Source organism: Ensifer sp. CCNWLY38, from assembly GCF_037120565.1.
Classification (GTDB): Bacteria; Pseudomonadota; Alphaproteobacteria; order Rhizobiales; family Rhizobiaceae; genus Ensifer; species Ensifer adhaerens_H.
In genome coordinates, this window is record NZ_JBBBBO010000016.1 from 37,220 (window position 1) to 59,442 (window position 22,223).

The following is a 22,223-nucleotide window of genomic DNA, read 5'->3' on the forward strand; positions in this document are numbered from 1 at the left end:
CTAGAGCCTGATGGCCGCGAGGAGCCCTGCTTCTCGCGGACCTGTTGGAAAGGTTGCGACGATGGGCTACGGCCTCAGCTTCGGTTGGCTCAAGGACGCCGCGGGCGCAATCGCCCATGGCGCGGCCATGACCGTGTTCCTGATCGCCTGCACCACGGTGCTCGGCATCCTGATCAGCATTCTCTTCGCGGCCGCCCGCCGCAGCCGTTACGGTGTACTGCGCAAGGCCGTGGCCGTCTATGTCGAAGTCGTCAGGAACACGCCGTTCCTGGTGCAGCTGTTCTTCATCTACTTCGGCCTGCCGAGCCTCGGCATCCGGCTCGACCCGATCGTCGCGGCAATCGTCGCGATGACGCTCAACATGGCGGCCTATACGACCGAGATCGTCGGCGCCGGGCTCGACGCGGTGCCGAAGGGGCAGAGCGAGGCGGCATTTGCGCTCGGGCTGAAACCGCGACAGGTCTTCATCAAGATCATCCTGCCGCAGGCGCTGAGGGTGATCTTCCCGGCGCTCACCAGCCAGGTCATCATCATGATGCTGGAATCGGCGGTCGTCTCGCAGATCGCGGTGCGGGAACTGGCGCACGAAGCGGATCTCCTGCAGGCGCGTACCTTCCGCTCGTTCGAGACCTATTTCGTCGTCACGCTGATTTACCTCGCCCTCTCGATGGCCGTCCGGCGTCTCTTCGTTGCCGGCGGCCGGCGTGTGCTGGGAGCCGGCGTGTCATGATCGAATTCACCTTCTGGGACATCCTGCGCAACCTGATCTTCGCCACCCGCTGGACCGCTCTTCTGTCGGCCGTCGCCTTCGCCGGCGGTGCCGCGGTCGGGCTCGCGATCCTAGCGGCCCGCATCTCCGAACGCCCGTGGCTGCGCCGCTTCGGTTCGGGCTACATCGCGCTCTTCCAGGGCACGCCGCTCCTGATGCAGCTCTTCCTCATGTTCTTCGGCCTGCCGATGCTGGGATTCCGCATCGAACCCTGGACGGCGGCCGCCCTCGGGCTGACCTTCTATGCCAGCGCCTATCTTGCCGAGATCTGGCGCGGCGGCGTGGAAGCATTGCCGCGTGGTCAGTGGGATGCCGGTGCAAGCCTCGGGCTGCATCGGCTTCAGGAACTGCGCCTCGTGATCCTGCCGCAGGCCTTTGCCATTACCCGACCGGCCGCCGTCGGCTTCCTCGTGCAGTTGATCAAGAGCACGGCGCTCACCTCGATCATCGGCTTCGAGGAGCTTCTCAGAACCGCCAATGCGATCAATAATGCAACCTTCGAACCTTTCACGGTCTATGGCCTGGTTGCGGTGATCTTCTTCGTGCTGTGTTATCCGCTGACGCAATATGCGCGCATGCTCGAGCGGAGGGCGCCGGCGCATTAGGCCACGGATTTTGGGACGCATCCTGATCGCGCCCCGGACTGAAAACATGTAAGGAATCAAATACAACAGGGAACGAGGCGGGCAACGCCGAAACAAAAAGGAGAACGAGAATGATCACCACTCCCATCAAGCGCCGCACGCTGCTTGGCGCCGGTCTTGCCGGCGCTTCCATGCTGGCGATGCCGTCGATCCTGCGGGCGCAGGACAAGTCGCTGAAGGTCGGCGTCTATGGCGGCTACTTCAAGGATTCGTTCGACAAGAACATCTTCCCGGAATTCACCAAGGCGACCGGCATCGCGGTTGAATCGATCGCCGAACCGACCGGTGAAGCCTGGCTGGTCCAGCTCGAACAGGCCGCCCGCGCCGGCCAGGCGCCGGCCGACGTCTCGATGATGTCGCAGGTGGCAATGCTGAAAGGCCAGTCGACCGATCTCTGGACGCCGATCGATACGGCGAAGATCAAGAACGCATCGGACCTGCTCGATCGCTTCGTCAACAAGTATCCGGACGGCCGCATTGCCGGCATCGGCGCCGTCTCCTGGTACATCACGCTGGTGACCAACACCGACGTCTACAAGGAAGCGCCGACTTCCTGGTCCGCCTTCTGGGATCCGGCGAATGCCGACAAGCTCGGCCTTCTGGCGCTCGTTTCCAACTCGTTCCTGCTCGAAGTGACGGCCAAGACCTTCATGGGCGGCACCAACGCGCTCGACACGGAAGAAGGCTTGCTCAAGGCATTCGACAAGCTTGCCGAAGTGAAGCCGAACGTCCGCCTGTGGTATCGCGACGAGGCGCAGTTCGAACAGTCGCTGAAGTCGGGCGAAATCCCGATGGGCCAGTACTATCACGACGTGACCGGCCTTGCCGCCGCCGACGGTCATCCTGTTCGTTCGACCTTCCCGAAGGAAGGCGGCATTCAGGATTCCGGTTGCTGGGCGCTGTCGCGCGCCTCGCAGAAGTCGGAAGAGGCCCATATCTTCATCGACTATATGTGCCAACCCTCGATCCAGGCGACGCTGTCGCGTAAGGTCGGCACATCGCCGACCGTCAAGCGCGAAGTCACGGATCTCACCGACAAGGAATTCGCAGCCGTTTCGTCCGACATCGAGCCGATCGTTCCGCGCTACGATCTCTACCAGACGAAATCGGATTGGCTGAACCAGAAGTGGACCGAGCTGATCGTCGGCTGATCCTGCCTGCTCTCCGGTCATCGGGGAGAAACACCGACCTAACGACGGGGAGGGGCTGCCGGCCGCTTCCCGCCTGAACCCCTCCCATGAGGAGGAGGGGACCATTCCGCGGAGAAACAATGTCCGGACTTGCCCTTCAAAACGTCGTCAAGGAATTCGGAACCTTCAGGGCCGTCAACAATGTCGACCTGACGGTGCCGCACGGCACCTTCGTCTGCATGCTCGGACCGTCCGGCTGCGGCAAGACTACGCTCTTAAGGATGATCGCCGGTCTCGATCTGCCGACCGGCGGGGCGATCCGGCTCGACGGCGAGGACATTACCCGGGTACCGACACACAAGCGCAATCTCGGCATGGTGTTCCAGTCGCTGGCGCTGTTTCCGCACCTGACCGTCGGCGAGAACATCGCCTATCCCTTGCGCATCCGCGGTGCGGCAAAAGAAGACCAGAAGAAGCGCGTCGACGAGTTGCTGTCGATGATCCATCTCACCGGCTATGCCGACCGTCCCGTCGCCAAGCTCTCGGGCGGCCAGCGCCAGCGCGTGGCGATCGCGCGCGCACTGTCGATTTCGCCGAAACTGTTCCTGCTCGACGAACCGCTGTCGGCACTCGACGCGAAGCTGCGCGAGGCGATGCAGGTGGAATTGCGTCAGTTGCAGCAGAAGCTCGGCATCACCACCATCGTCGTTACCCACGACCAGCGCGAAGCGATGACCATGGCCGATACCGTCGTCGTCATGAGCGGCGGCGAAATCCGCCAGGCCGCTTCGCCGATCGAGATTTATCGCCGACCAGCCGACAGCTTCGTCGCCGACTTCATCGGCCAGACGAACCTGCTCGATGTTACGGGCGACAGCTCTGGCCGCGCCGTCGTTCTCGGCCAGGCGATCCCCGGCCTTGAATTGCCGGCCGGTGCCGCCAAGGGCACCCTGTCGGTGCGCCCGGAAGATGTGCACCTGACAGCGCCCGGCGCCGGCGCGCTCACCGGCAAGGTCACTTTCGTGCGTGATCTCGGCGGCACGATCGAAACCTTCGTCGACATCGCCGGACACCAGATCGTCGCCGTCTCCACGCCGCGCGCCCGGCCCGACGTCACCGTCGGCCAGGAGGTCGGTATCGCGCTTACTCCCGATGTCTGCGTGGTGCTGAAGAAATGAGACGCGAACCGCCCCAGACCCTCGGTGACTACCTGCCGCTTCTCTTTCCTGCGGCGATGCTGACGATCTTCTTCGTCGTGCCCTTCGGCACGATGATCGCCGTCAGCTTCTTCCAGCGCCAGCAGGGCGGCTTCTATACGCCGGCCTTCGTCTTCGACAATTACGCCCGCTTCCTCTCGGTCTTCTTCGGCGGCGTGCTCGGCTTCTCGCTGATGCTCGCCATCATCGTGGCGATCTGCTGCGTCGTGCTGGCCTTGCCCTTCACCTACATGCTGACGCGCATGGCGCGGAAGGTGCAGGTCGTCTGGCTGGTGGCGCTTCTCTCGATCCTGTCGCTGTCGGAAGTCATCATCGGCTTTGCCTGGTCGACGCTGTTTTCGCGCACCGCCGGCATCACCAATATCCTGGTCGCGCTCGGCATCATGGCCGAGGCCAAGGCGTTGACGCCGAGTTTTGGTGCCGTTCTGACGGGCATGGTCTATCAGGCCTTCCCCTATACGGTGCTGGTGCTTTTCCCGGCGCTCGTGCGTCTCGATCCGACCCTGACGGAAGCGGCGCGCACGCTCGGCGCCTCGCCGCTCAAAGCCTTCTTCACCGTGGTCGTGCCGGCGCTGCGCAACACCATCACCGCCACCTTGATCATGGTCTTCATCTTCGCGCTCGGCTCCTACCTGTTGCCGCAGCTTCTCGGCCGGCCGCAGCACTGGACGTTGTCGGTGCTGATCACCGACCAGGCGATCTACCAGTCGAACATGCCGTTCGCCGCCGCCATGGCCGTTTTCCTCGTGCTCGTGACGCTCGGCCTCGTGGCACTCACCGTGATTGCCGGACGCAAGGGAGAAGCGGCATGACCTCGATCTTCCGCAAGGCCTACTTCTTCCTGATTGGCCTGTTCCTGTCGTTGCCGCTGATCGTCGTTGCCGGCGTCTCGGTCAATCAGAAGCAGACGCTCGCCTTTCCACCCCAGGGCTTTTCGCTCTCCTGGTACGGCGAGATCTTTCTCAATCCGGAATGGCGGAACGCCCTTTTTGCCTCGGTGACGCTCGCTGTGCTTTCGGCAGCGCTTGCGGTTGCGATCGCGCTGCCGCTCTCCTGGTTCCTGTGGCGGCGTATTGCGCCCTGGGCGAACATCTTCCAGCTTCTCGGCGTCGCACCCTTTACGCTGCCGCCTGTTATCACCGCGCTCGGCATGCTCACCTTCTGGGCGACGGTCGGCTTCTACGGTCAGCCCTGGACAGCCGTGGTCAGCCACGCGATCTTCTTCGTGACGCTGCCGCTGGTGACATTGTCGCTCGGCTTCACCTCGATCGACCGTTCCCTGGTTGAGGCAGCCTCGACCATGGGCGCTGACGAGCGCACGATCTTCCGCACTGTCGTGCTGCCGCTGATCCTGCCCTATATCGTTTCCGGCTATGCTTTCGCCTTCGTGCTGTCGCTCAACGAATACATCGTTGCCTATATGACGGTCGGCTTCACCGTGGAAACGCTGCCGATCAAGATCTTCAACGCGCTTCGCTACGGCTATACGCCGACCATGGCGTCGGTGACCGTGCTCTTCGTCACGACGGCCGCGGTGATCTTCAGCCTTGTCGCCCGTTTTGGCGACCTGCCGAAGCTGCTTGGCGCCATGTCGTCGGACGGAAAATGATGAAGCTCGCCGCCCTCCAGATGCAATCGGTGGCGGGTGACGTCGCCGCCAATCTCGACCGGATCGCACGTGCTGCGGCGGACGCCGCGGCAGAAGGGGCGACGCTGCTGCTGACGCCGGAGCTCGGTATCACCGGCTACGGCGCCGGTGAAGCGCTGACTTCGCTCGCCGAGCCCGCAGACGGTGCGATCGTCGAGCGTCTCCAGGCGATTTCGACGGAGACGGGTATCGCGCTCATCGCGGGCTTTGCCGAGCGGGATGGCAAGGACGTCTACAACAGCGCCGTCTATGTCGACGGCGCGGCGACACCTGTCGTCTACCGCAAGTCCCATCTCTACGGCGATTACGAACGCGCGATTTTCAGGGCGCCGGAACCGTCGACCCGGCTCTTCGTCCACCGCGGCGTCACCTGCGGCATGCTGATCTGCTACGACGTCGAGTTTCCGGAGAACGTCCGGCGACTGGCTCTGGCCGGTGCCGAGGCCGTGCTGGTGCCGACGGCACTGCCCGCCGGCTGGTCCGGAGATTTCATCGCGGAGCACATGATCCAGACGCGCGCCTTCGAAAACCAGGTGTTCGTCGCCTACATCAATCATCACGGCTCGGATCCGCTGTTTTCCTTCGCCGGCCTGTCGCGCATCGCCGCACCCGACGGGCAGTTGCTCGCCAAGGCGGGGGCGGGACAGGAAACCATGCTGCTAGTCGACATCGACCCGCAGGCCTATGCAATCTCCCGCCTTGAAAACACCTATCTCGGCGATCTCAATCGACGCTGAGGGTGCCGGTTACGCCCGATCTCGCTGGTGGCAACCATGAAGTCGGTGCTTTTTCAGCGACGACGCGGGGGTGATTGTTCACCGTGAGGGAACGTTCCGTTCTTTATTGATCCACTGTCGGAAACGATCCGACATCCCATATGGTGCTCAACAGAAATGCCACGCATTGGAGGCAATCATGAGCTTGCAACTGACTGGGATCCATCACCTGACGGCGATCACCGCGAACGCGCCGGAGAACCTGCGCTTCTACACCGAGACGCTCGGGCTGCGGCTGGTCAAGAAGACCGTCAACCAGGACGATACCACCGCCTATCACCTTTTCTACGCTGACGGCCGTGCCACGCCCGGAACGGACCTGACCTTCTTCGACTGGCCGGTCGGGCCCGAAGGCCGCGGCACACACAGCATTTCGCGCACGGGTCTGCGGGTTGGTAGCGCGGAAAGCGTGCGCTGGTGGAAGCGTCGTTTCGACGAACTCAAGGTTACGGCCGGAGACGTCATCGAGATCGATGGCCGCATCTCGCTTGATTTCGAGGACGGCGAAGGCCAGCGCTTCCGGCTGATCGACGACGGTGGACTTCAGCCCTCGCATCCCTGGGAAAAGAGTCCGGTTCCGGCCGAACATCAGATCAAGGGCCTCGGGCCGATCACGATCAGCGTGCCCGACATCACCAACACAGAACTGGTTTTGACTCATGTGATGAACATGAGCGCGGCGCGGACCTATCCGTCGCCGGATGGTGAGGGTGAGGTCCATGTCTTCACGATGGGCGAAGGCGGTCCTGCGGCGGAACTGCATGTCGCGGTCCAGCCGGGTCTGCCGATTGCCCGGCAGGGTGCCGGTGCGGTGCATCACGTCGCCTTCCGGGCGCCCGACAATGCGGCGCTGACGGAATGGACCGAACGTCTCAATGGCTTCCGCCTGCCGTCCAGCGGCGAGGTCGAGCGCTTCTATTTCCGCTCGCTCTATTTCCGCGAGCCGAATGGCGTTCTCTTCGAGATCGCGACCGACGGTCCCGGTTTCGCCGTCGACGAGCCGATGGAAACGCTCGGCGAGAGCCTGTCGCTGCCGCCGTTCCTGGAGCCGAAGCGCGCCCAGATCGAGGCACGGCTGAAGCCGCTGGTCTAACAGTCTGGTCCGAACGACAAGCCGGGGTTTCGTCCCCGGCTTTTTTGTCTCTATCCCTCCGGTCCTGTTGGACATCGGCCTCGCACGGACCCATCATGACGGCTGCTGCGTTCTGAAACAGAGCGGGGTGAGGAAAAAAATGTGCGGCTTTCGGCCCGCATCCCGCCTGTAGAGTAGGAAGGATCAGATCTCATGACGAAAATCCTCGGCATATCCGGGAGCCTGCGCAAAGCGTCGTTCAACACCGGCCTGATGCGGGCGGCCGCGGAAAATCTGCCGGATGACGTCAAATTCGACACCGCGACCCTGCACGGTATTCCGCTCTATAATGGCGATATCGAAAAAGAGAGCGGTATTCCGCCGGCTGTGACGGCGCTTAAGCAGCAGGTGATGGCCGCCGATGGCGTCATCCTGTTCACGCCTGAATACAACAACTCCATTCCCGGCGTGTTCAAGAACGCGATCGACTGGTTGAGCCGGCCATCGGCCGATATCGCCAAGGTGTTTCGCAACCGGCCTTTCGCGCTCGCCGGCGCCTCGCCCGGCAATTTCGGCACCATTCTCAGCCAGAATGCCTGGCTGCCCGTCATGCGCACGCTCGGTGCCGAGCTCTGGTCGGGCAAGCGGCTGATGCTGCCCAAGGCGGACACGCTTTTCGATGACGAGGGGACGCTGACGGATGAGGCCGCGCGCGATCGGCTCAAGGCCTTCGTCAAGGCGTTTGCGGATTATGCCGGGGCGGAAAAAGAAGCGTAGGCGGCTGACATCGTCGTAACGCGACGCTCTCGTCTCGTCATCCTCGGCTTCGACCCGAGATCCACGATGCGGCACCGGCTTGGCAATGGATGCTCCGGTCAAGCCCGAGCAGAGGGGGGTGCCCGATAGTCGGAGGCGGGGCGGGGCCTTACAGCCCCTTCTCCTTCAGCCATTGTTGGATCGCTGCAATGTCCGGCGCGCCGATTTCGTGACCCATATCGAGTTCGGCCGTCGTCAGATCGGCGCCGGTCCGGGAAAGCTCTTCCTTCAGGCGAGGCGCGAATTCTCCGTAGCTGTCGTGCTGTCCTGTCAGCAGCAGGATGTTCGTCCCGGTCAAATCCGGCGGCGGCACGTCGTCAAGGACGAGCATCGAGCGCATCAGCACGACGTTGCGGAGCAGTCCCGGATGCAGGAGCATCAGCGCGACCAGCAGGTTGGCGCCGTTGGAGTAGCCGATAAAGACGGTCTTCTCGAGATCGATGCGGTAGCCGTCTTCGGCCCCTTCGACGAAGGCAGCGAAAGCGTCTGCCTCCGCGCGCACGTCCTTCTGGTCGAAGGTCGTCGGCGAATAGCGGCGGAACCAGCGCGGCAAACCCTCTTCATTCGCCCGGCCGCGAATGCCGATGAGTGTCGCTTCACGGTCGACCTGGTGCGCAAGATGGAGAAGCTGCGTCTCGTTGGCGCCGCTACCGTGAAGCAGCATGAAGGTGCGGTCGTTCAGTTGCTCCGGATGGTAGAAACGGTGCACGAAGGGCAGATCCCTTTGCGTCAGGCGCGGTTCTCCCGGCAGTGCGAACTGCGGCATGGCGAGCAGCAGTTCTTCCCTGGCAGCGCCGAAATGCGCGGGGACGAAGAGTTCGGTGCCGAGGGTTTCCTCGGGTTCGTCGACGGTGAAGCCGGGCACGTCGCTTGCCAGTTCGTAGAGCGAGCCGCCGGGCTCGCGCACGTAGAGCGAATAGAAGTATTTGCGATCATGCGCGTTGATGGCGCCGGCGCCATCGCGCCGCAGGTCGGCCCCCACTTGTTCCACGGCAGCCCGATCCGGCGCGCGGAAAGCAACGTGGTCGATCGTCCCGGTTCCGGGAGCAGACGTCCAGAAGCCGGTTGCGTCGCGCACGTCGATGACGTCGCCGGAGGCGGAGGTGAGGCGACGGATCGTGTCGCTGGAGGCCGTTTCACCGTAGCCGAAGTGCGTTTTCAGGAAGCGAACGGATTCAGCCGGCTTCTCGGTAAGGATCGTGGCGCCGCGCAGGCGTCGGATCGCATCTTCCTCCGGGATATCGCGCGTGCTCCAGGGAGCCGTGGCCGAAACCGCCTCGGTGCCGACGAGCTTGACGATCACGCCGTCCGGATCCTTGATGCGCAGAACCGGCTCGCCGAACTCCTGCGACGGTCCTGAGGTGGCGATGTTGAATTGCAGCGCCCGGGTCAGCCAGAAGCCGATGCTCTCCGGCCGGATGGCGAAGGCGATCTCGCTCGGCTGGCTGTGACCGACCCGGCCGCGACCGCCGTCCTCCCACATCAGGAAGGTGACGAGCGATCCGGGCGAGCCCTCGGCGTCACCATAAAAGAGGTGCAGCTGGTTGGCGTCTTCGTAGCCGCCCGTCCGCTTGACGAGGCGCAAACCCAGGAAGCCCACATAGAAATCGACGTTTGCCTGAACCTTCCGGGCAATCAGGGTGATGTGGTGGATGCCGCTCGTCATTCTTGATTCCTCATTGGTCTCTGCTCACAAAACACGAAGCGCGGCGCCGGCACCAGAAGCGCTGCGGCGAACGCTGTGTTTACGTCCGAGGATCAGTCGCGATCCTTTTCGAGGAACGCCTTGAACGCTTCCCCGTATTTCGGATGCCAGCGGGAGAGCGGCGGTCGGTTTTCGACGATGTCGCCGGCAGCCCAGAGAATACGTCGCTCGTCGGTGGCGCGGGGGACGTCGTTGTCGGGGCAGAGGATGTAGAAATCGCCGCGGGCGAGGCTTTCCATCATGAAGTCGACGGTCTGCTCGGCCGTCCAGGCGCCGGCGGGCTTCTCGGTGCGGCCATGGGCCGTCAGCGACGTATAGACGAAGCCGGGGATCAAGAGATGAGCATGAACCTGGCTGCCGGCCGTGTTGCGCAACTCGTGTTCCAGCGCTTCGGTGAAGACCTTCACACCCGCCTTGGAGACATTGTAGGCCGGGTCGCCCGGCGGGGTGGTGATGCCTTGTTTCGAGCCGGTGTTGATGATGACCGCCGACTTGCCGTGGGCGATCATTCCTGACGCGAAAACGCGTGCGCCGTTGATCACACCCCAGAGATTGACGCCGATCGTCGCCTCCCAGGCTGCCAACGCACCGAGCATGGCGCTGCCGGGCTGGATACCGGCATTGTTCATCAGCACGTGCACCTCGCCGAACCGCTGACGCGTCTCGCGTTCGAGCGCTTCCAGATCTTCGAGCCGCGAGACATCAGTCGGGATCGCAACGACATGCTGCGCACCCGCCGGCGCGACGGCAGCGACCTCGGCGGCCGCTTTGTCCAATCTCTCGCCTGCGAGATCGGCGAGCACGACGCGCAGGCCGAGCGAGGCGAAATGGCGCGATGCTGCCAATCCAATGCCGGAGGCGGCGCCGGTGACGACGGCAACATTGTTGGGGGCGAAGGCGGGGTGCAGCATGGCGGAAGCTCCAGCGGTGGGATCGAATGCAAGAGATAGGGCGCTCGCCGCCGCCTGTCTATTGCCGCGTGTTAAAGCTGACGGCAGGTGAGACACCGAAAACCGTTTATTTTCAAAGCAATCCTTGCCCCAGGGAACACTGGCGCTACCTGCAGCTTTGTATCGAGCACCCAGGCAAGCGAGTGGAGGCAACGGAAAAAGATGAATGGGCGGAGCGAAAAGCGTACCCCTTGTGAGAACTGTCCCCTGCGGAAGCTTGATCACTTTCGCGCCTTCACGAGTGACGAGCTCGCCTATGTCTCGCGCTTCAAGATCGGTGAACTCGCAGTCGATGCGGGTGCGACGATCCTCGTCGAGGGCGCCCAGAGCGCGCATCTCTTCACTGTGCTTTCAGGTTGGGGATTTCGCTACAAGACGCTCGATGATGGCCGCCGCCAGATCCTGAACTACGTCATGCCCGGTGATCTCGTCGGCCTGCAGGGATCACTGCTGGGCGAGATGCAGCACTCCATCGAAGCCTTGTCTCCCGTTACGCTCTGCGTCTTTGAGCGGAACAAGCTCAATGCGCTCTACAAGAGCTACCCGGAACTTGCGTATGACCTCACCTGGATCGCGGCGCGCGAGGAGCGAATCCTCGACGAGAACCTGTTGAGCATCGGCCGCCGGTCGGCCCTTGAGAGAGCCGCGTACCTGCTTGCCTTCCTCTATCAGAGAGCGGAGGCGCTCAACCTGTTCGATGGCAACCGCGTCGCCATTCCGATCACCCAGCAGCACGTGGCGGACACGCTTGGGCTTTCGATCGTGCATACCAACAAGACATTGAAGAAGCTTGCGGCGCGCGGTGTCATCCGTTGGGCGGAAAAAGGCTGCAACGTCGGCGATATCAAGGGCTTGCTGGCGATCTCCGGGTGGGACGGATACCGAGAAACCAAGCGTCCGTTCATTTGAGAGTGGAAAGACGGATGCGGCGCCGCCGCCGCGTACCGGTGTTGAACGTCGGTAACGGTCGGTTGTTCCGCGCTTGGCCCCAATCGGCGCTACATGTCTTATTTAAATGCCGGGCCGCCTCGAGGCGCCTATAGCTTGCTCTTATCGGCGCAAATGCCCTGTCGGTGCGCGCAAAAGGTGGAGTAAGCTGGATGGACGAAGTTCCGCCGCATGTCCGGGCCGTTCTTGTTCTCGAAGACAATTTCCTCATTGCATCGGATGCCGAAGAAATTCTGACGTCGCTCGGTATTGCCGAGGTGACGATCGCGGCGAATGCGGACGAGGCGATGGAGATCCTGTCTCGACAGAGCTTTGACTTTGCAATCCTCGACGTCCGTCTCGATAACCATACGAGCTTCGGCGTTGCCGATGAGATGCTCGCGCGCGGCATGCCGTTTGGGTTCACCAGCGGCTACAGCGACGTGGAGCTTTTCCCAAGACATCTGCGGGACGTCCCGCGGATAGACAAGCCGTTCAACGAGAGGACGCTCGGCCAGCTGATCGCGGCCGGAATTCGGCAAGAGTGACGGGTTCCCGGCGGGATACTTACGGCTTGCCGCGCGAAACGAACCAGGGGTTGGCGAAGTCGCTGTCGTCCTTCTGGTTGCGCTTGCCGTAGGTGAGCGGCGCACCGTCCATCGTCAGCGTTTCGCCGCCGGCTGCCCGGAGGATGGCATCGCCCGCGGCCGTGTCCCATTCCATCGTACGGCTAAAGCGTGGATAGACGTCGGCGAGCCCCTCGGCGAGAAGGCAGAACTTGAGCGACGATCCGACCGCTCTGTAGTCGGCTATGCCGTGCTCGGCGAGGTAGGCGATCGTCTCGGCGCTGTTGTGCGAACGGCTGGCTAGACCCACCATGCGATCGCCGCAACTGCGGCAGCCAATGATCGTTTCATGGTCGAGGCGAAAGGTCTCGTCGATGACTGCCTTCACCGCCTTGCCGTGGTTCGCCGCATAGAGGATGCCGAGCGCCGGTGCGTAGACGACGCCGGCCACGGGCGCGCCGTTCTCGATCAACGCGATGTTGACGGTAAAGTCGTCGTGTCGGCCGATGAATTCCTTCGTGCCATCGAGAGGATCGACAAGGAAGAAGGACTTGCCGGCGATGTCAGGCACGAAGCCGGCGGCGACGGCCTCTTCGGCGACAACGGGAATCTCCGGAAAGGCGCGGGCGAGGTCAGCCAGGATGATGCGCTCGGCGCAGGCATCGGCGTCGGTGACCGGCGAACAGTCCTGCTTGTAGGTGACCGTCGGGCCAGCGTTGTAGATGTCGAGAATGGCCCGACCCGCTGCTATCGCCGATTGTTGCAGTATCTCCAGCATTCGCCCCTACTTTCCGTCCATCACCAAGCCCATAGCATATCGGGAACAGGATGGTACCCGTGCTTTTGGCGGTAGGCGCATTCGATTGGAGACGAACATCGATCCATTCCGCCGCGCAGTGAGGTGCACGATGAGGCAGCGAACGGTTTTTTGCACCTGCGACAGGCTTGCGTCTTGGCTTCCGCCTCACGGCTGTGCAAATGTGCCGACGCAACTCACCTGGATGCCTTCATGCGTTATTCCGCCTTCTCGCTCGTCAGGAACGCCCTTTCCGGAAACCTGAATTGGAAGCCGCAATGGCGCCAGCCCCAGCCGAAACCGCATTACGACGTGATCATCGTCGGCGGCGGCGGGCACGGTCTTTCGACCGCCTACTACCTCGCCAAGGAATTCGGTGTGAAGAACGTCGCGGTGCTGGAGAAGGGGTATCTCGGCTCGGGCAATGTCGGGCGCAACACGACGATCGTGCGCTCCAACTACATGCTGCCGGGCAATGAGCCGTTCTACGAGTTCTCGATGAAGCTCTGGGAAGGGCTGGAGCAGGATCTCAACTACAATGTGATGCTGTCGCAACGCGGCGTCATCATGCTCTACCACAGCGACGCCCAGCGCGACGCCTATGTCCGGCGCGGCAACGCAATGTGGATGGAAGGCGTGGCGGCCGAGCTCATCGAGCGTGAACAATTGAAGAAGATGATCCCCTTTCTCAATTACGACCACGCCCGTTATCCGATCCTCGGCGGCCTGTTGCAGCGGCGTGCCGGCACGGCGAGACACGATGCGGTCGCCTGGGGCTATGCGCGCGGTGCCGACCGGCATGGCGTCGACATCATTGAACATTGCGAAGTGACCGGCATCCGCCGCGAGAACGGTGTCGTCACAGGCGTCGAAACGACCAAGGGCTTCATCGGCTGCGGCAAGCTGGCGCTGGCTGCGGCCGGCAACTCCTCGCGCGTCGGCGAGATGGCGGACCTCAAGTTGCCGCTTGAAAGCCATGTGCTGCAGGCCTTCGTGACCGAGGGGCTGAAGCCCTGCATCGACCATGTGATCGTCTACGGCGGCGGCCACTTCTACATCTCTCAGTCGGATAAGGGTGGCCTCGTCTTCGGTGCCGAGATCGACGGCTATTCCTCCTATGCTCAGCGCGGCAATCTTGCGACCGCCGAGCATGTGATGGAGGAGGGGGTGACGATGATCCCCGGCCTGTCGCGAGTGCGGGTGCTGCGCGCCTGGGGCGGCGTCATGGACATGAGCATGGACGGCTCGCCCATCATCGACCGTACATCGATCGACAATCTCTACCTGAACTGCGGCTGGTGCTACGGCGGCTTCAAGGCGACGCCGGCCTCCGGTTACTGTTTCGCCCACCTGATCGCCAAGAACGACACTCATCCGGTGGCGCGCGCTCTCAGGCTCGATCGCTTCGCCCGCGGCTATGCCGTCGACGAGGCCGGCGCCGGCCCGCAGCCCAACCTTCACTGACAGCACTTTGCCGGCCCGCCCGGCAGTACGGAATGAACGAGGGCCGAGGTCGGCTTCAGGATACGGAAGACAATGGCAAGCCTGATTACCTGCCCGCATTGCGGGGTTCGACCGAAGGAAGAATTCGCGATCCGCGGCGATGCCTCGCGCGGCCGCCCCGAACCGATGGACTCTGACGAAGCCTGGCACGACTATGTCTATGTGCGTGCCAACCCGCGCGGCCGGACCTTCGAGCACTGGCATCACGTTGCCGGCTGTCGCCGCTTCCTGGTCGTCGAGCGTGATACGGCCACACACGAGGTCTATTCCGTCGTCGATGCCGCCGAGTTTGCGCGGAGGGTTGAGCGATGACCGGCTATCGTCTCTCCTCCGGCGGTCTGATCGATCGCAGCAAAACGCTGAGCTTCACCTTCGACGGCAGTCCATTGCGCGGCTTTGCGGGCGATACGCTGGCCTCGGCGCTCCTTGCCAACGACCAGATGCTCGTCGGCCGCAGCTTCAAGTACCATCGGCCGCGCGGCATCGTCAGCGCCGGGCCCTCTGAGCCGAACGCGCTCGTCACCATCGGCTCCGGTGCCCGCACCGATGCGAACACCAAGGCGACCGTCGCCGAGCTCTATGGCGGGCTGACGGCGCGAAGCCAGAACCGTTGGCCGTCGCTCGGCTTCGATGTCGGGGCAGTCAACGGCGCGCTGTCGCCCTTCCTCGGCGCTGGCTTCTACTACAAGACCTTCATGTGGCCGAAGCAGTTCTGGGAGCGGGTCTACGAGCCCGTCATTCGCCGTGCTGCCGGCCTCGGCCGGGCGGTGCTCGAGCGCGACCCCGAGACCTACGAGAAATCCTGGGCTTTCTGCGACCTGCTCGTCGTCGGCGCCGGTCCCTCCGGATTGATGGCGGCGCTGACGGCCGGCCGCGCCGGCCTCCGCGTCATCGTTGCAGACGAGGATTTCCGGCTCGGCGGTTCCCTGCTTTCGACCAGCGAGACGATCGACGGCGCCCCGGCATCCGTCTTCGCCGACCGAACGGTCGCCGAACTGCAATCGCTGCCCAACGTCACCCTGCTGTCGCGCACCACGGTTTTCGGCTGGTACGACGACAACGTCTTCGGCGCGGTCGAACGCGTGCAGAAGCACGTCGCCGAGCCGTCGTCGAAGTTTGTGAGCGAGCGCGTCTGGCGCATCGTTGCCAAGCGCGCGCTGCTCGCAACCGGTGCCGAGGAACGCGCGCTGGTCTTCGGCGGCAATGATCGCCCGGGCGTGATGATGGCCGGTGCCATGGCCACCTATGCCGAACGCTACGGTGTGGCCGCAGGCAAGACGGTCGCGCTCTTCACCAGCGGCAGTGCCGGCTATCGCACGGCGCGGGCGCTGTCTGCGAAAGGCGTCGCGATCGCAGCGATCGTCGATGCCCGAGCGGAATCCGGCGATCAGGCGCCCGATGGCATCAGGGTCATCCGTTCGGCCTCCGTCGTCGACACCAAGGGCAGGCAACGTCTCAAGGGCATCGTCGTCGAACGCTCCGGCTTCGAGGAACTGATCGCCTGTGATGCGCTCGGCATGTCCGGCGGCTGGAGCCCGGTCGTGCATCTTGCCTGCCAGCGTGGCGCAAGACCGGTCTGGTCGGAGGAGTTGAAGGCATTCGCCGCTCCCGATGTCGGCGCTGGTCTGCGCCCCGTCGGTGCTGCCAACGGTATCTATACGCTCGCCGGCTGCCTATCCGATGGTGCGGACAAGGCCGCAACGATTGCGGTGGATCTCGGTTTCAACGCTGTTTCGGCCGCCGTTCCCGTCGTCGATGCTGAAGAAGCCTCTTCCTTTGCTGCGCTCTGGTACGTACCGGGCGCCAAGTCGACGGCCTTCGTCGATTTCCAGAACGACGTGCATGCGAAGGATCTTGGCCTCGCGCTTCGTGAAGGCTTCGGTCATGTGGAGCACGCCAAGCGCTACACCACCAACGGCATGGCGACCGACCAGGGCAAGCTTTCCAACATCAACGCCGTCGGCATACTCGCGGGCATGCGCGGTGTCAGCCCGGCGGAGGTCGGCACCACGACCTTCCGGCCTTTCTACACGCCAGTCTCCTTCGGTGCGCTTGCGGGGACGGCACGCGACGAACACGCGGCGCCGGCGCGGAAATCGCCGCTGCATGGCTGGGCGATGAAAAACGGTGCGACCTTCGTCGAGGCGGGGCTCTGGCATCGATCGGCGTGGTTCCCGCGCGCCGGCGAGAAGACCTGGCGCGAAAGCGTCGATCGCGAAGTGCTGAACGTGCGAGCCAATGTCGGCCTCTGCGACGTCTCGACGCTCGGCAAGATCGAGGTTTTCGGCCCTGACGCCGCGGAGTTCCTCAACCGGCTCTACTGCAACCCGGTCTTGAAGCTGCCTGTTGGCAAGGCGCGCTATGGCCTGATGCTGCGCGAGGACGGGTTCGTTTTCGACGACGGCACGGTGAGCCGGTTCGACGAGGCGCATTTCTTCGTGACCACAACGACGGCGATGGCCGGCCCGGTCATGGCGCACATGGAATATTGCGTCCAGACGCTGTGGCCGGACCTCGAAGTCCGTTTCACGTCGTTGACCGACCAATGGGCGCAGATGGCGATTGCCGGCCCGAAGGCGCGCGCGGTGTTGCAGCAGATTGTCGACGGCGACATTTCCGACGACGCATTTCCGTTCCTGTCCGCTCGGAAGATCGTTCTGAAAAGCGGCGTGTCCGCGCGGCTCTTCCGCATCTCCTTCTCCGGGGAACTCGCCTTCGAACTGGCCGTGCCGGCCGGTTACGGCGAAGCGGTGGCGGACCAGATCATGGAGGCCGGTCGGCCCCACGATATCTGCGCCTATGGCGTCGAGGCGCTCAACGTGCTGCGGCTGGAGAAGGGACTGCTGACGCACGCCGAATTCGATGGTCGCGTGACGCCCGACGACGCCGGTCTCGGCCGCATGCTGTCGATGCAGAAAGTCGACTTCATCGGCAAGCGGCTGTCGACGCGCTACGGGCTGACGGCGGCCGACCGCATGCAGCTCGTCGGGTTGAAACCGGTCGATACGGACAAGGACATGCGCGCCGGCGCCCATCTGCTCAAGGAAGGTACGAAGCCCTCGACGCTGAACGATCAGGGCTGGGTAAGCTCGGCCGGCTTCTCGCCCGTACTCGGGCACGCCATTGCGCTCGCCTTCTTGAAATCCGGGCGTGAGCGATATGGCGAGAAGGTCATCGTCTTTGACAAGCTGCGCGATCAGGAGATCGTTGCCGAGGTCTGCGATCCGGTCTTCGTCGATCCGCAAAACGCAAAGCTGAAGGCCTGAGGAGGCGGTGATGGTTCGCGACTACAACAACCGCCACGCACTGGAACAGAAACTGCGCTCCGCACCGAGGCCCGCGGCCGCCGATCACCTGATGGTCGGCCATTGGCGTGCGATGGCGACGGTGCTCGCCCGTGCCGGGCAGGCGGAGGCAGTGCAGCAGGCGATTGCTTCGGTGCCCGAACTGTCGCTGCGTTTCTCTGGCCCTGGGGAATGGCTGGTAGTCTCCGAGGTCGAAGCGCCGAGCGGGCTCGTGCGTCGCCTCGAAGAGCTCTGCGACGGGGGCGCCTATGTCGTCGACCAAAGCGACGGGCGCGTCGTCTTCCGCCTCACCGGCCCGAACGCGCGCAGCATCCTTGCCAAAGGTATCGGCCTCGACGTTCATCCCGCGACCTTCTCGCTTGGGGGGAGTGCCAATGTTCTGTGCGGCCATATCCCGGTCAATCTCGCCCGGACGGACGAGGATACGTTTGAACTGATCGTGCCGCGGAGCTACGCCGAATCGCTCTTCGACGACCTGATGCGGATGGGGCGGGCTTTCGATCTCACCGCCGCTTTTTCAGACTGAACGGCCACTTTCGAGAGGCTGAAAGCAAATGCGGCATCGAATGCCGCAAACGGGTCGCCCATCCGCCAGCAAACGGCGGAAATGGACAAGCGTCCTTCGCAGCCGTGTCTTTATCGGCGCCGCCTTTCTGACTAGGCTGCCATCATTCGCCGCCTGTGCTTCTGTCCGGAAGGTAAGCGGTCGCCGTGCTTGATTTTCTTCCTGACAATTTGGCCATGCCTCGGCAGGAGCATGGGAAGACGGAGTGTACGCATGAAAAGCCATGCCAAGGTCGTCGTTATCGGAGGCGGTGTCGTCGGTTGCTCGGTGCTTTATCACCTGACGAAGTTCGGCTGGACCGATGCTGTCCTGCTCGAACGATCGGAGCTCACGTCCGGATCCACCTGGCATGCGGCCGGCGGCATGCACACGATCAACGGTGACCCGAACGTCGCCAAGCTGCAGAAATATACGGTCGAGCTCTACAAGGAGATTGAGGAGTATTCCGGTCAGGACGTCGGCCTGCACATGACGTCGGGCATGATGCTGGCGGCCACCAAGGAGCGCTTCGATTGGATGAAGTCGATCCTCGCCAAGGGGCGTTACATGGGGCTCGAGGCCGAGCTGCTGACGCCCAAGGAAGCGCACGACCTGATGCCGTTGCTCGATCCCGACCAGTTCGTCGGCGCGGTTTTCGATCCGGTCGAGGGCCATCTCGATCCCTATGGCACGACGCATGCCTACGCCAAATCGGCGAAGAAGAACGGCGCCGAGATCTACCTGCACACCAAGGTCGAGGACCTGGTGCAGCGGGAGGACGGCTCCTGGCGGGTGATCACCAACCAGGGCGAAATCGTCGCCGAACATGTCGTCAACGCTGCCGGTCTCTGGGCGCGCGAGGTCGGTCGCATGGTCGGCCTCGAGCTGCCGGTGCTTGCGATGGAGCACATGTATCTCATCACCGAGGACATGCCCGAGGTGGTCGAATTCAACCAGGCGCGCGGCAAGGAGCTGATGCACTGCGTCGATTTCGACGGCGAGATTTATCTGCGCCAGGAGCGCAACGGCATGCTGATGGGCACCTATGAGAAGGCCTGCCGCCCATGGTCGCCGATCTCCACGCCCTGGGACTTCGGCCACGAACTGCTTGCCGAAGACATCGATCGCATCTCGCCGGAACTCGAAGTCGGGTTCCGGCATTTCCCCGCCTTCAACAGGGCCGGTATCAAGAAAATCATCAACGGCCCCTTCACCTTCTCGCCGGACGGCAATCCGCTTGTCGGTCCCGTGCGTGGTCTCAGGAACTTCTGGTCGGCCTGCGCCGTCATGGCCGGCTTCAGCCAGGGCGGCGGCGTCGGGCTGGCGCTCGCCAACTGGATGATCCATGGCGACCCCGGTTTTGACGTCTTTGCCATGGACGTTTCCCGCTACGGCGATTTCGCCACGCTCGCCTATACCAATGCCAAGGTGCGAGAAAACTATTCACGCCGCTTCTCGATCCGCTATCCGAACGAGGAACTGCCGGGTGCGCGGCCGCTGCTGACGACGCCGATCTACGACAGGCTGAAGGCGGCCGGCGCGGTCTTCGGTGCGTCCTATGGGCTCGAAACGCCGCTGTGGTTCGCGCCTGAAGGGGTGAAGGACGCCTTTTCCTGGCGGCGCTCGACGGATTTCGACACGGTTGGCGCGGAAGCGCGCGCCGTGCGTGAGGGCGTCGGCCTGATGGAGACGTCGGGCTTTGCCAAATATGCGATCACGGGCGAGGGCGGTGAAGCCTGGCTCGACCGGATACTCGCCTGCCGAATCCCGCAGGTGGGGCGCATGACGCTGGCGCCGATGCTGAAGGACGACGGCAAGCTGATCGGCGACTTCACGCTGGCAAAGCTCGGGGAGGAAGACTTCCTATTGGTCGGCTCGGGCATTGCCGAGGATTACCACATGCGCTGGTTCGAGGCCCATCTGCCTGAGGACGGCTCGGTTTCGCTGAAGGCGCTGAAGCTGGAACTGGTTGGCCTGTCGATCGCCGGGCCGAAGGCGCGCGACGTGCTCGCCGGCCTCACTCATCTCGACGTCTCCGACGCCGTTTTTCCATTCCTGGACATCCGCCGGATGGATCTCGGCATGGCGTCCGTGATCGTCGGCCGTGTGAGCTACACCGGCGATCTCGGCTACGAGATCTGGATGAAGCCCGAGTACCAGCGCTATCTCTTCGAGCTGCTGATGGAGAAGGGGGCAGCGTCCGGGATCCGGCTGTTCGGCCTCAGGGCGCTGAATGCGCTGCGCGTCGAGAAATCCTTCGGCAGCTGGGCGCGCGAGTACCGGCCGCTCTATGGCCCGGTCGAGGCCGGCCTCGGCCGCTTCATCGCGACCGGCAAGGACGCGGACTTTATCGGCAAGGCGGCTGCAATGAAGGAGAAGGCGGACGGCGGCGCGCTGCGTCTCAGGACCTTCGTCCTCGAGGCCAGGGATGCCGACGTCATCGGCGACGAGCCGATCTATCTCGACGGCGTCGTGCGCGGATGGGTGACATCGGGCGGTTATGCGCACACGAGCGGCGTTTCGGTGGCCATGGGTTACGTACCGAAGGAGATCGCCGATCGCAGCGATGGCTGGTCGATCGAACTCCTGGGCGAGATTCTGCCGGCACGCCTCCAGCCGAATCCCTTGTTCGACGCAAACGGGCAGCGGATGCGCACGTGAGCCGCGAAACAGTGCACCGGCTTGGCCGTTTGGTGGCCAGGCCGCCAGGCGAATCCCCGGGAATCTACGACTAAAGTTGATGATTTTGCGGGCGAAAGCTGCGGAAGTTTTGGTTTTTCTGGCTCTAAAAGCGTCAAATCGATTTTATCGAGGAAGATTTTGCCGAAGTTGCGTTTTTTAGCTTTCCTTTTTGTTTGAAAAAGGTATGGAATCGATCAAACACAGCGCTCAAAATGAGCTCAAAAAACAAGAGACCGGACCTTCAAGGATCTGGTCCAGGGGAAGATTGATGGAGTATTTCGTCCAGCAGCTCGTCAACGGGCTGACTCTTGGGTCTATTTATGGTATGATCGCAATCGGTTATACCATGGTCTACGGCATCATTGGCATGATCAACTTCGCCCACGGCGATATTTTCATGCTCGGCGGCTTTGCTGCTTTGATTGTCTTTCTGCTTCTTACCTCATTTATAGCAGGCGTGCCGGTTGTACTTGCGCTTTTGCTTATGATGATCGTGGCTATGCTCGCGGCGTCGCTGTGGAACTGGACGATCGAGAAGGTGGCCTACCGGCCACTGCGCGGGTCATTCCGGCTGGCGCCGCTGATCACCGCAATCGGCATGTCGATCGTGTTGTCGAACTTCATCCAGGTGACGCAGGGACCGCGCAACAAGCCGATCCCGCCGCTCGTCTCGTCCGTCTATGACGTTTTCGGCATCTCCATTTCGCTGAAGCAGATCATCATCATCATCATCACGGCGATCCTGCTTTCCGTCTTCTGGTACATCGTCAACAGGACGCCGCTTGGTCGTGCACAGCGCGCCACCGAGCAGGATCGCAAGATGGCGGCTCTGCTCGGCGTCGACGTCGATCGTACGATCTCGGTGACCTTCATCATGGGTGCGGCACTCGCTGCTGTCGCGGGAACCATGTACCTGATGTATTACGGCGTGGTCGTTTTTACCGACGGCTTCGTTCCCGGGGTCAAGGCATTCACCGCCGCCGTTCTCGGAGGCATTGGCTCGCTGCCGGGCGCTGTTTTGGGCGGACTTCTGATCGGCCTGATCGAGTCCCTGTGGTCGGCCTATTTCACCATCGACTACAAGGACGTTGCGACATTCTCCATTCTCGCAATCGTTCTGATCTTCAAGCCGTCGGGTATTCTCGGACGACCGGAAGTCGAGAAGGTATAATT

20 protein-coding genes are annotated in these 22,223 nt (G+C 62.9%); 17 read left to right on the top strand and 3 right to left on the bottom strand.

The window, feature by feature from the left end:
• Window positions 1-61: 61 nt before the first annotated feature.
• The 9 genes from V7S54_RS28295 (at window position 62) to V7S54_RS28335 (ending at window position 8,033) form a co-directional block, all read left to right on the top strand.
• Window positions 62-730, top strand: a complete 669-nt coding sequence (locus tag V7S54_RS28295; RefSeq protein WP_065374414.1) for an amino acid ABC transporter permease — start codon at window positions 62-64, stop codon at window positions 728-730.
• Window positions 727-1,374 carry an amino acid ABC transporter permease gene (locus V7S54_RS28300; RefSeq protein WP_057249004.1) on the top strand — a complete coding sequence of 216 codons (648 nt, stop codon included), beginning with the start codon at window positions 727-729 and terminating at the stop codon, window positions 1,372-1,374. The genes V7S54_RS28295 and V7S54_RS28300 overlap by 4 nt, the downstream gene beginning before the upstream one ends.
• Window positions 1,375-1,484: 110 nt before the next feature.
• Entirely contained in the window at window positions 1,485-2,564 is a 1,080-nt protein-coding gene (locus V7S54_RS28305) for an ABC transporter substrate-binding protein (protein WP_058326474.1), read from the top strand.
• 119 nt (window positions 2,565-2,683) lie between these two features.
• Window positions 2,684-3,721: an ABC transporter ATP-binding protein gene (locus tag V7S54_RS28310; protein WP_065374413.1), complete on the top strand. Its 1,038-nt coding sequence runs from the start codon at window positions 2,684-2,686 to the stop codon at window positions 3,719-3,721.
• Window positions 3,718-4,572: an ABC transporter permease gene (locus V7S54_RS28315; RefSeq protein WP_057249007.1), complete on the top strand. Its 855-nt coding sequence runs from the start codon at window positions 3,718-3,720 to the stop codon at window positions 4,570-4,572. The genes V7S54_RS28310 and V7S54_RS28315 overlap by 4 nt, the downstream gene beginning before the upstream one ends.
• On the top strand, window positions 4,569-5,369 hold the full coding sequence (locus V7S54_RS28320) for an ABC transporter permease (protein WP_034798857.1): 801 nt from the start codon (window positions 4,569-4,571) through the stop codon (window positions 5,367-5,369). Before V7S54_RS28315 ends, V7S54_RS28320 begins: the two co-directional genes overlap by 4 nt.
• On the top strand, window positions 5,366-6,145 hold the full coding sequence (locus tag V7S54_RS28325; RefSeq protein WP_065374412.1) for a carbon-nitrogen hydrolase family protein: 780 nt from the start codon (window positions 5,366-5,368) through the stop codon (window positions 6,143-6,145). Before V7S54_RS28320 ends, V7S54_RS28325 begins: the two co-directional genes overlap by 4 nt.
• A gap of 178 nt (window positions 6,146-6,323) precedes the next feature.
• Window positions 6,324-7,277, top strand: a complete 954-nt coding sequence (locus V7S54_RS28330; protein ID WP_065374411.1) for a ring-cleaving dioxygenase — start codon at window positions 6,324-6,326, stop codon at window positions 7,275-7,277.
• Window positions 7,278-7,469: 192 nt separating this feature from the next.
• Window positions 7,470-8,033, top strand: coding sequence for an NADPH-dependent FMN reductase (locus tag V7S54_RS28335; RefSeq protein WP_336409427.1), 564 nt, complete (start codon window positions 7,470-7,472; stop codon window positions 8,031-8,033).
• Between the two features lie 148 nt (window positions 8,034-8,181).
• Here the strand turns inward: V7S54_RS28335 and V7S54_RS28340 are convergent, their stop codons facing one another.
• Together V7S54_RS28340 and V7S54_RS28345 are read right to left on the bottom strand one after the other, a co-directional pair.
• Entirely contained in the window at window positions 8,182-9,738 is a 1,557-nt protein-coding gene (locus V7S54_RS28340) for a VOC family protein (protein ID WP_065374409.1), read from the bottom strand.
• 92 nt (window positions 9,739-9,830) lie between these two features.
• Window positions 9,831-10,688 carry an SDR family NAD(P)-dependent oxidoreductase gene (locus tag V7S54_RS28345; protein WP_065374408.1) on the bottom strand — a complete coding sequence of 286 codons (858 nt, stop codon included), beginning with the start codon at window positions 10,686-10,688 and terminating at the stop codon, window positions 9,831-9,833.
• Window positions 10,689-10,889: 201 nt separating this feature from the next.
• Between V7S54_RS28345 and V7S54_RS28350 the strand changes: the two genes are divergently transcribed.
• Entirely contained in the window at window positions 10,890-11,636 is a 747-nt protein-coding gene (locus V7S54_RS28350; protein WP_065374407.1) for a Crp/Fnr family transcriptional regulator, read from the top strand.
• 191 nt (window positions 11,637-11,827) lie between these two features.
• Window positions 11,828-12,202, top strand: coding sequence for a response regulator (locus V7S54_RS28355; RefSeq protein WP_065374406.1), 375 nt, complete (start codon window positions 11,828-11,830; stop codon window positions 12,200-12,202).
• A 19-nt stretch (window positions 12,203-12,221) separates the two neighbouring features.
• Here the strand turns inward: V7S54_RS28355 and cysQ are convergent, their stop codons facing one another.
• Entirely contained in the window at window positions 12,222-12,998 is a 777-nt protein-coding gene (gene cysQ, locus V7S54_RS28360; protein WP_065374405.1) for a 3'(2'),5'-bisphosphate nucleotidase CysQ, read from the bottom strand.
• Window positions 12,999-13,229: 231 nt separating this feature from the next.
• Between cysQ and V7S54_RS28365 the strand changes: the two genes are divergently transcribed.
• The 6 genes from V7S54_RS28365 (at window position 13,230) to V7S54_RS28390 (ending at window position 22,221) form a co-directional block, all read left to right on the top strand.
• A complete protein-coding gene (locus V7S54_RS28365; RefSeq protein WP_065374404.1) occupies window positions 13,230-14,480 on the top strand; it encodes a sarcosine oxidase subunit beta family protein in 1,251 nt (416 codons plus the stop codon).
• Between the two features lie 72 nt (window positions 14,481-14,552).
• Window positions 14,553-14,831, top strand: a complete 279-nt coding sequence (locus V7S54_RS28370; RefSeq protein WP_065374403.1) for a sarcosine oxidase subunit delta — start codon at window positions 14,553-14,555, stop codon at window positions 14,829-14,831.
• Window positions 14,828-17,785 carry a sarcosine oxidase subunit alpha family protein gene (locus V7S54_RS28375; protein WP_065374402.1) on the top strand — a complete coding sequence of 986 codons (2,958 nt, stop codon included), beginning with the start codon at window positions 14,828-14,830 and terminating at the stop codon, window positions 17,783-17,785. Before V7S54_RS28370 ends, V7S54_RS28375 begins: the two co-directional genes overlap by 4 nt.
• Before the next feature lie 10 nt (window positions 17,786-17,795).
• Window positions 17,796-18,350 carry a sarcosine oxidase subunit gamma gene (locus V7S54_RS28380; RefSeq protein WP_065374401.1) on the top strand — a complete coding sequence of 185 codons (555 nt, stop codon included), beginning with the start codon at window positions 17,796-17,798 and terminating at the stop codon, window positions 18,348-18,350.
• A gap of 252 nt (window positions 18,351-18,602) precedes the next feature.
• Window positions 18,603-21,029 (top strand): GcvT family protein, encoded by a 2,427-nt coding sequence (locus tag V7S54_RS28385; protein ID WP_336409428.1) that lies wholly within the window; start codon window positions 18,603-18,605, stop codon window positions 21,027-21,029.
• Window positions 21,030-21,318: 289 nt separating this feature from the next.
• Complete coding sequence (locus V7S54_RS28390; RefSeq protein WP_065374399.1) at window positions 21,319-22,221, top strand: branched-chain amino acid ABC transporter permease; 903 nt, start codon at window positions 21,319-21,321, stop codon at window positions 22,219-22,221.
• Window positions 22,222-22,223 lie beyond the last annotated feature (2 nt).

Bases quoted from the DNA above. Each gene is read 5' to 3' on its own strand.
- V7S54_RS28350 (WP_065374407.1), top strand. From the start codon at position 10,890: ATGAATGGGCGGAGCGAAAAGCGTACCCCTTGTGAGAACTGTCCCCTG.
- V7S54_RS28340 (WP_065374409.1), bottom strand. From the start codon at position 9,738: ATGACGAGCGGCATCCACCACATCACCCTGATTGCCCGGAAGGTTCAG.
- V7S54_RS28375 (WP_065374402.1), top strand. From the start codon at position 14,828: ATGACCGGCTATCGTCTCTCCTCCGGCGGTCTGATCGATCGCAGCAAA.
- V7S54_RS28355 (WP_065374406.1), top strand. From the start codon at position 11,828: ATGGACGAAGTTCCGCCGCATGTCCGGGCCGTTCTTGTTCTCGAAGAC.
- V7S54_RS28345 (WP_065374408.1), bottom strand. From the start codon at position 10,688: ATGCTGCACCCCGCCTTCGCCCCCAACAATGTTGCCGTCGTCACCGGC.
- V7S54_RS28385 (WP_336409428.1), top strand. From the start codon at position 18,603: ATGAAAAGCCATGCCAAGGTCGTCGTTATCGGAGGCGGTGTCGTCGGT.
- V7S54_RS28300 (WP_057249004.1), top strand. From the start codon at position 727: ATGATCGAATTCACCTTCTGGGACATCCTGCGCAACCTGATCTTCGCC.
- V7S54_RS28295 (WP_065374414.1), top strand. From the start codon at position 62: ATGGGCTACGGCCTCAGCTTCGGTTGGCTCAAGGACGCCGCGGGCGCA.
- V7S54_RS28365 (WP_065374404.1), top strand. From the start codon at position 13,230: ATGCGTTATTCCGCCTTCTCGCTCGTCAGGAACGCCCTTTCCGGAAAC.
- V7S54_RS28370 (WP_065374403.1), top strand. From the start codon at position 14,553: ATGGCAAGCCTGATTACCTGCCCGCATTGCGGGGTTCGACCGAAGGAA.
- V7S54_RS28310 (WP_065374413.1), top strand. From the start codon at position 2,684: ATGTCCGGACTTGCCCTTCAAAACGTCGTCAAGGAATTCGGAACCTTC.
- V7S54_RS28305 (WP_058326474.1), top strand. From the start codon at position 1,485: ATGATCACCACTCCCATCAAGCGCCGCACGCTGCTTGGCGCCGGTCTT.
- V7S54_RS28335 (WP_336409427.1), top strand. From the start codon at position 7,470: ATGACGAAAATCCTCGGCATATCCGGGAGCCTGCGCAAAGCGTCGTTC.
- V7S54_RS28320 (WP_034798857.1), top strand. From the start codon at position 4,569: ATGACCTCGATCTTCCGCAAGGCCTACTTCTTCCTGATTGGCCTGTTC.
- V7S54_RS28315 (WP_057249007.1), top strand. From the start codon at position 3,718: ATGAGACGCGAACCGCCCCAGACCCTCGGTGACTACCTGCCGCTTCTC.
- cysQ (WP_065374405.1), bottom strand. From the start codon at position 12,998: ATGCTGGAGATACTGCAACAATCGGCGATAGCAGCGGGTCGGGCCATT.
- V7S54_RS28325 (WP_065374412.1), top strand. From the start codon at position 5,366: ATGATGAAGCTCGCCGCCCTCCAGATGCAATCGGTGGCGGGTGACGTC.
- V7S54_RS28380 (WP_065374401.1), top strand. From the start codon at position 17,796: ATGGTTCGCGACTACAACAACCGCCACGCACTGGAACAGAAACTGCGC.
- V7S54_RS28330 (WP_065374411.1), top strand. From the start codon at position 6,324: ATGAGCTTGCAACTGACTGGGATCCATCACCTGACGGCGATCACCGCG.
- V7S54_RS28390 (WP_065374399.1), top strand. From the start codon at position 21,319: ATGGAGTATTTCGTCCAGCAGCTCGTCAACGGGCTGACTCTTGGGTCT.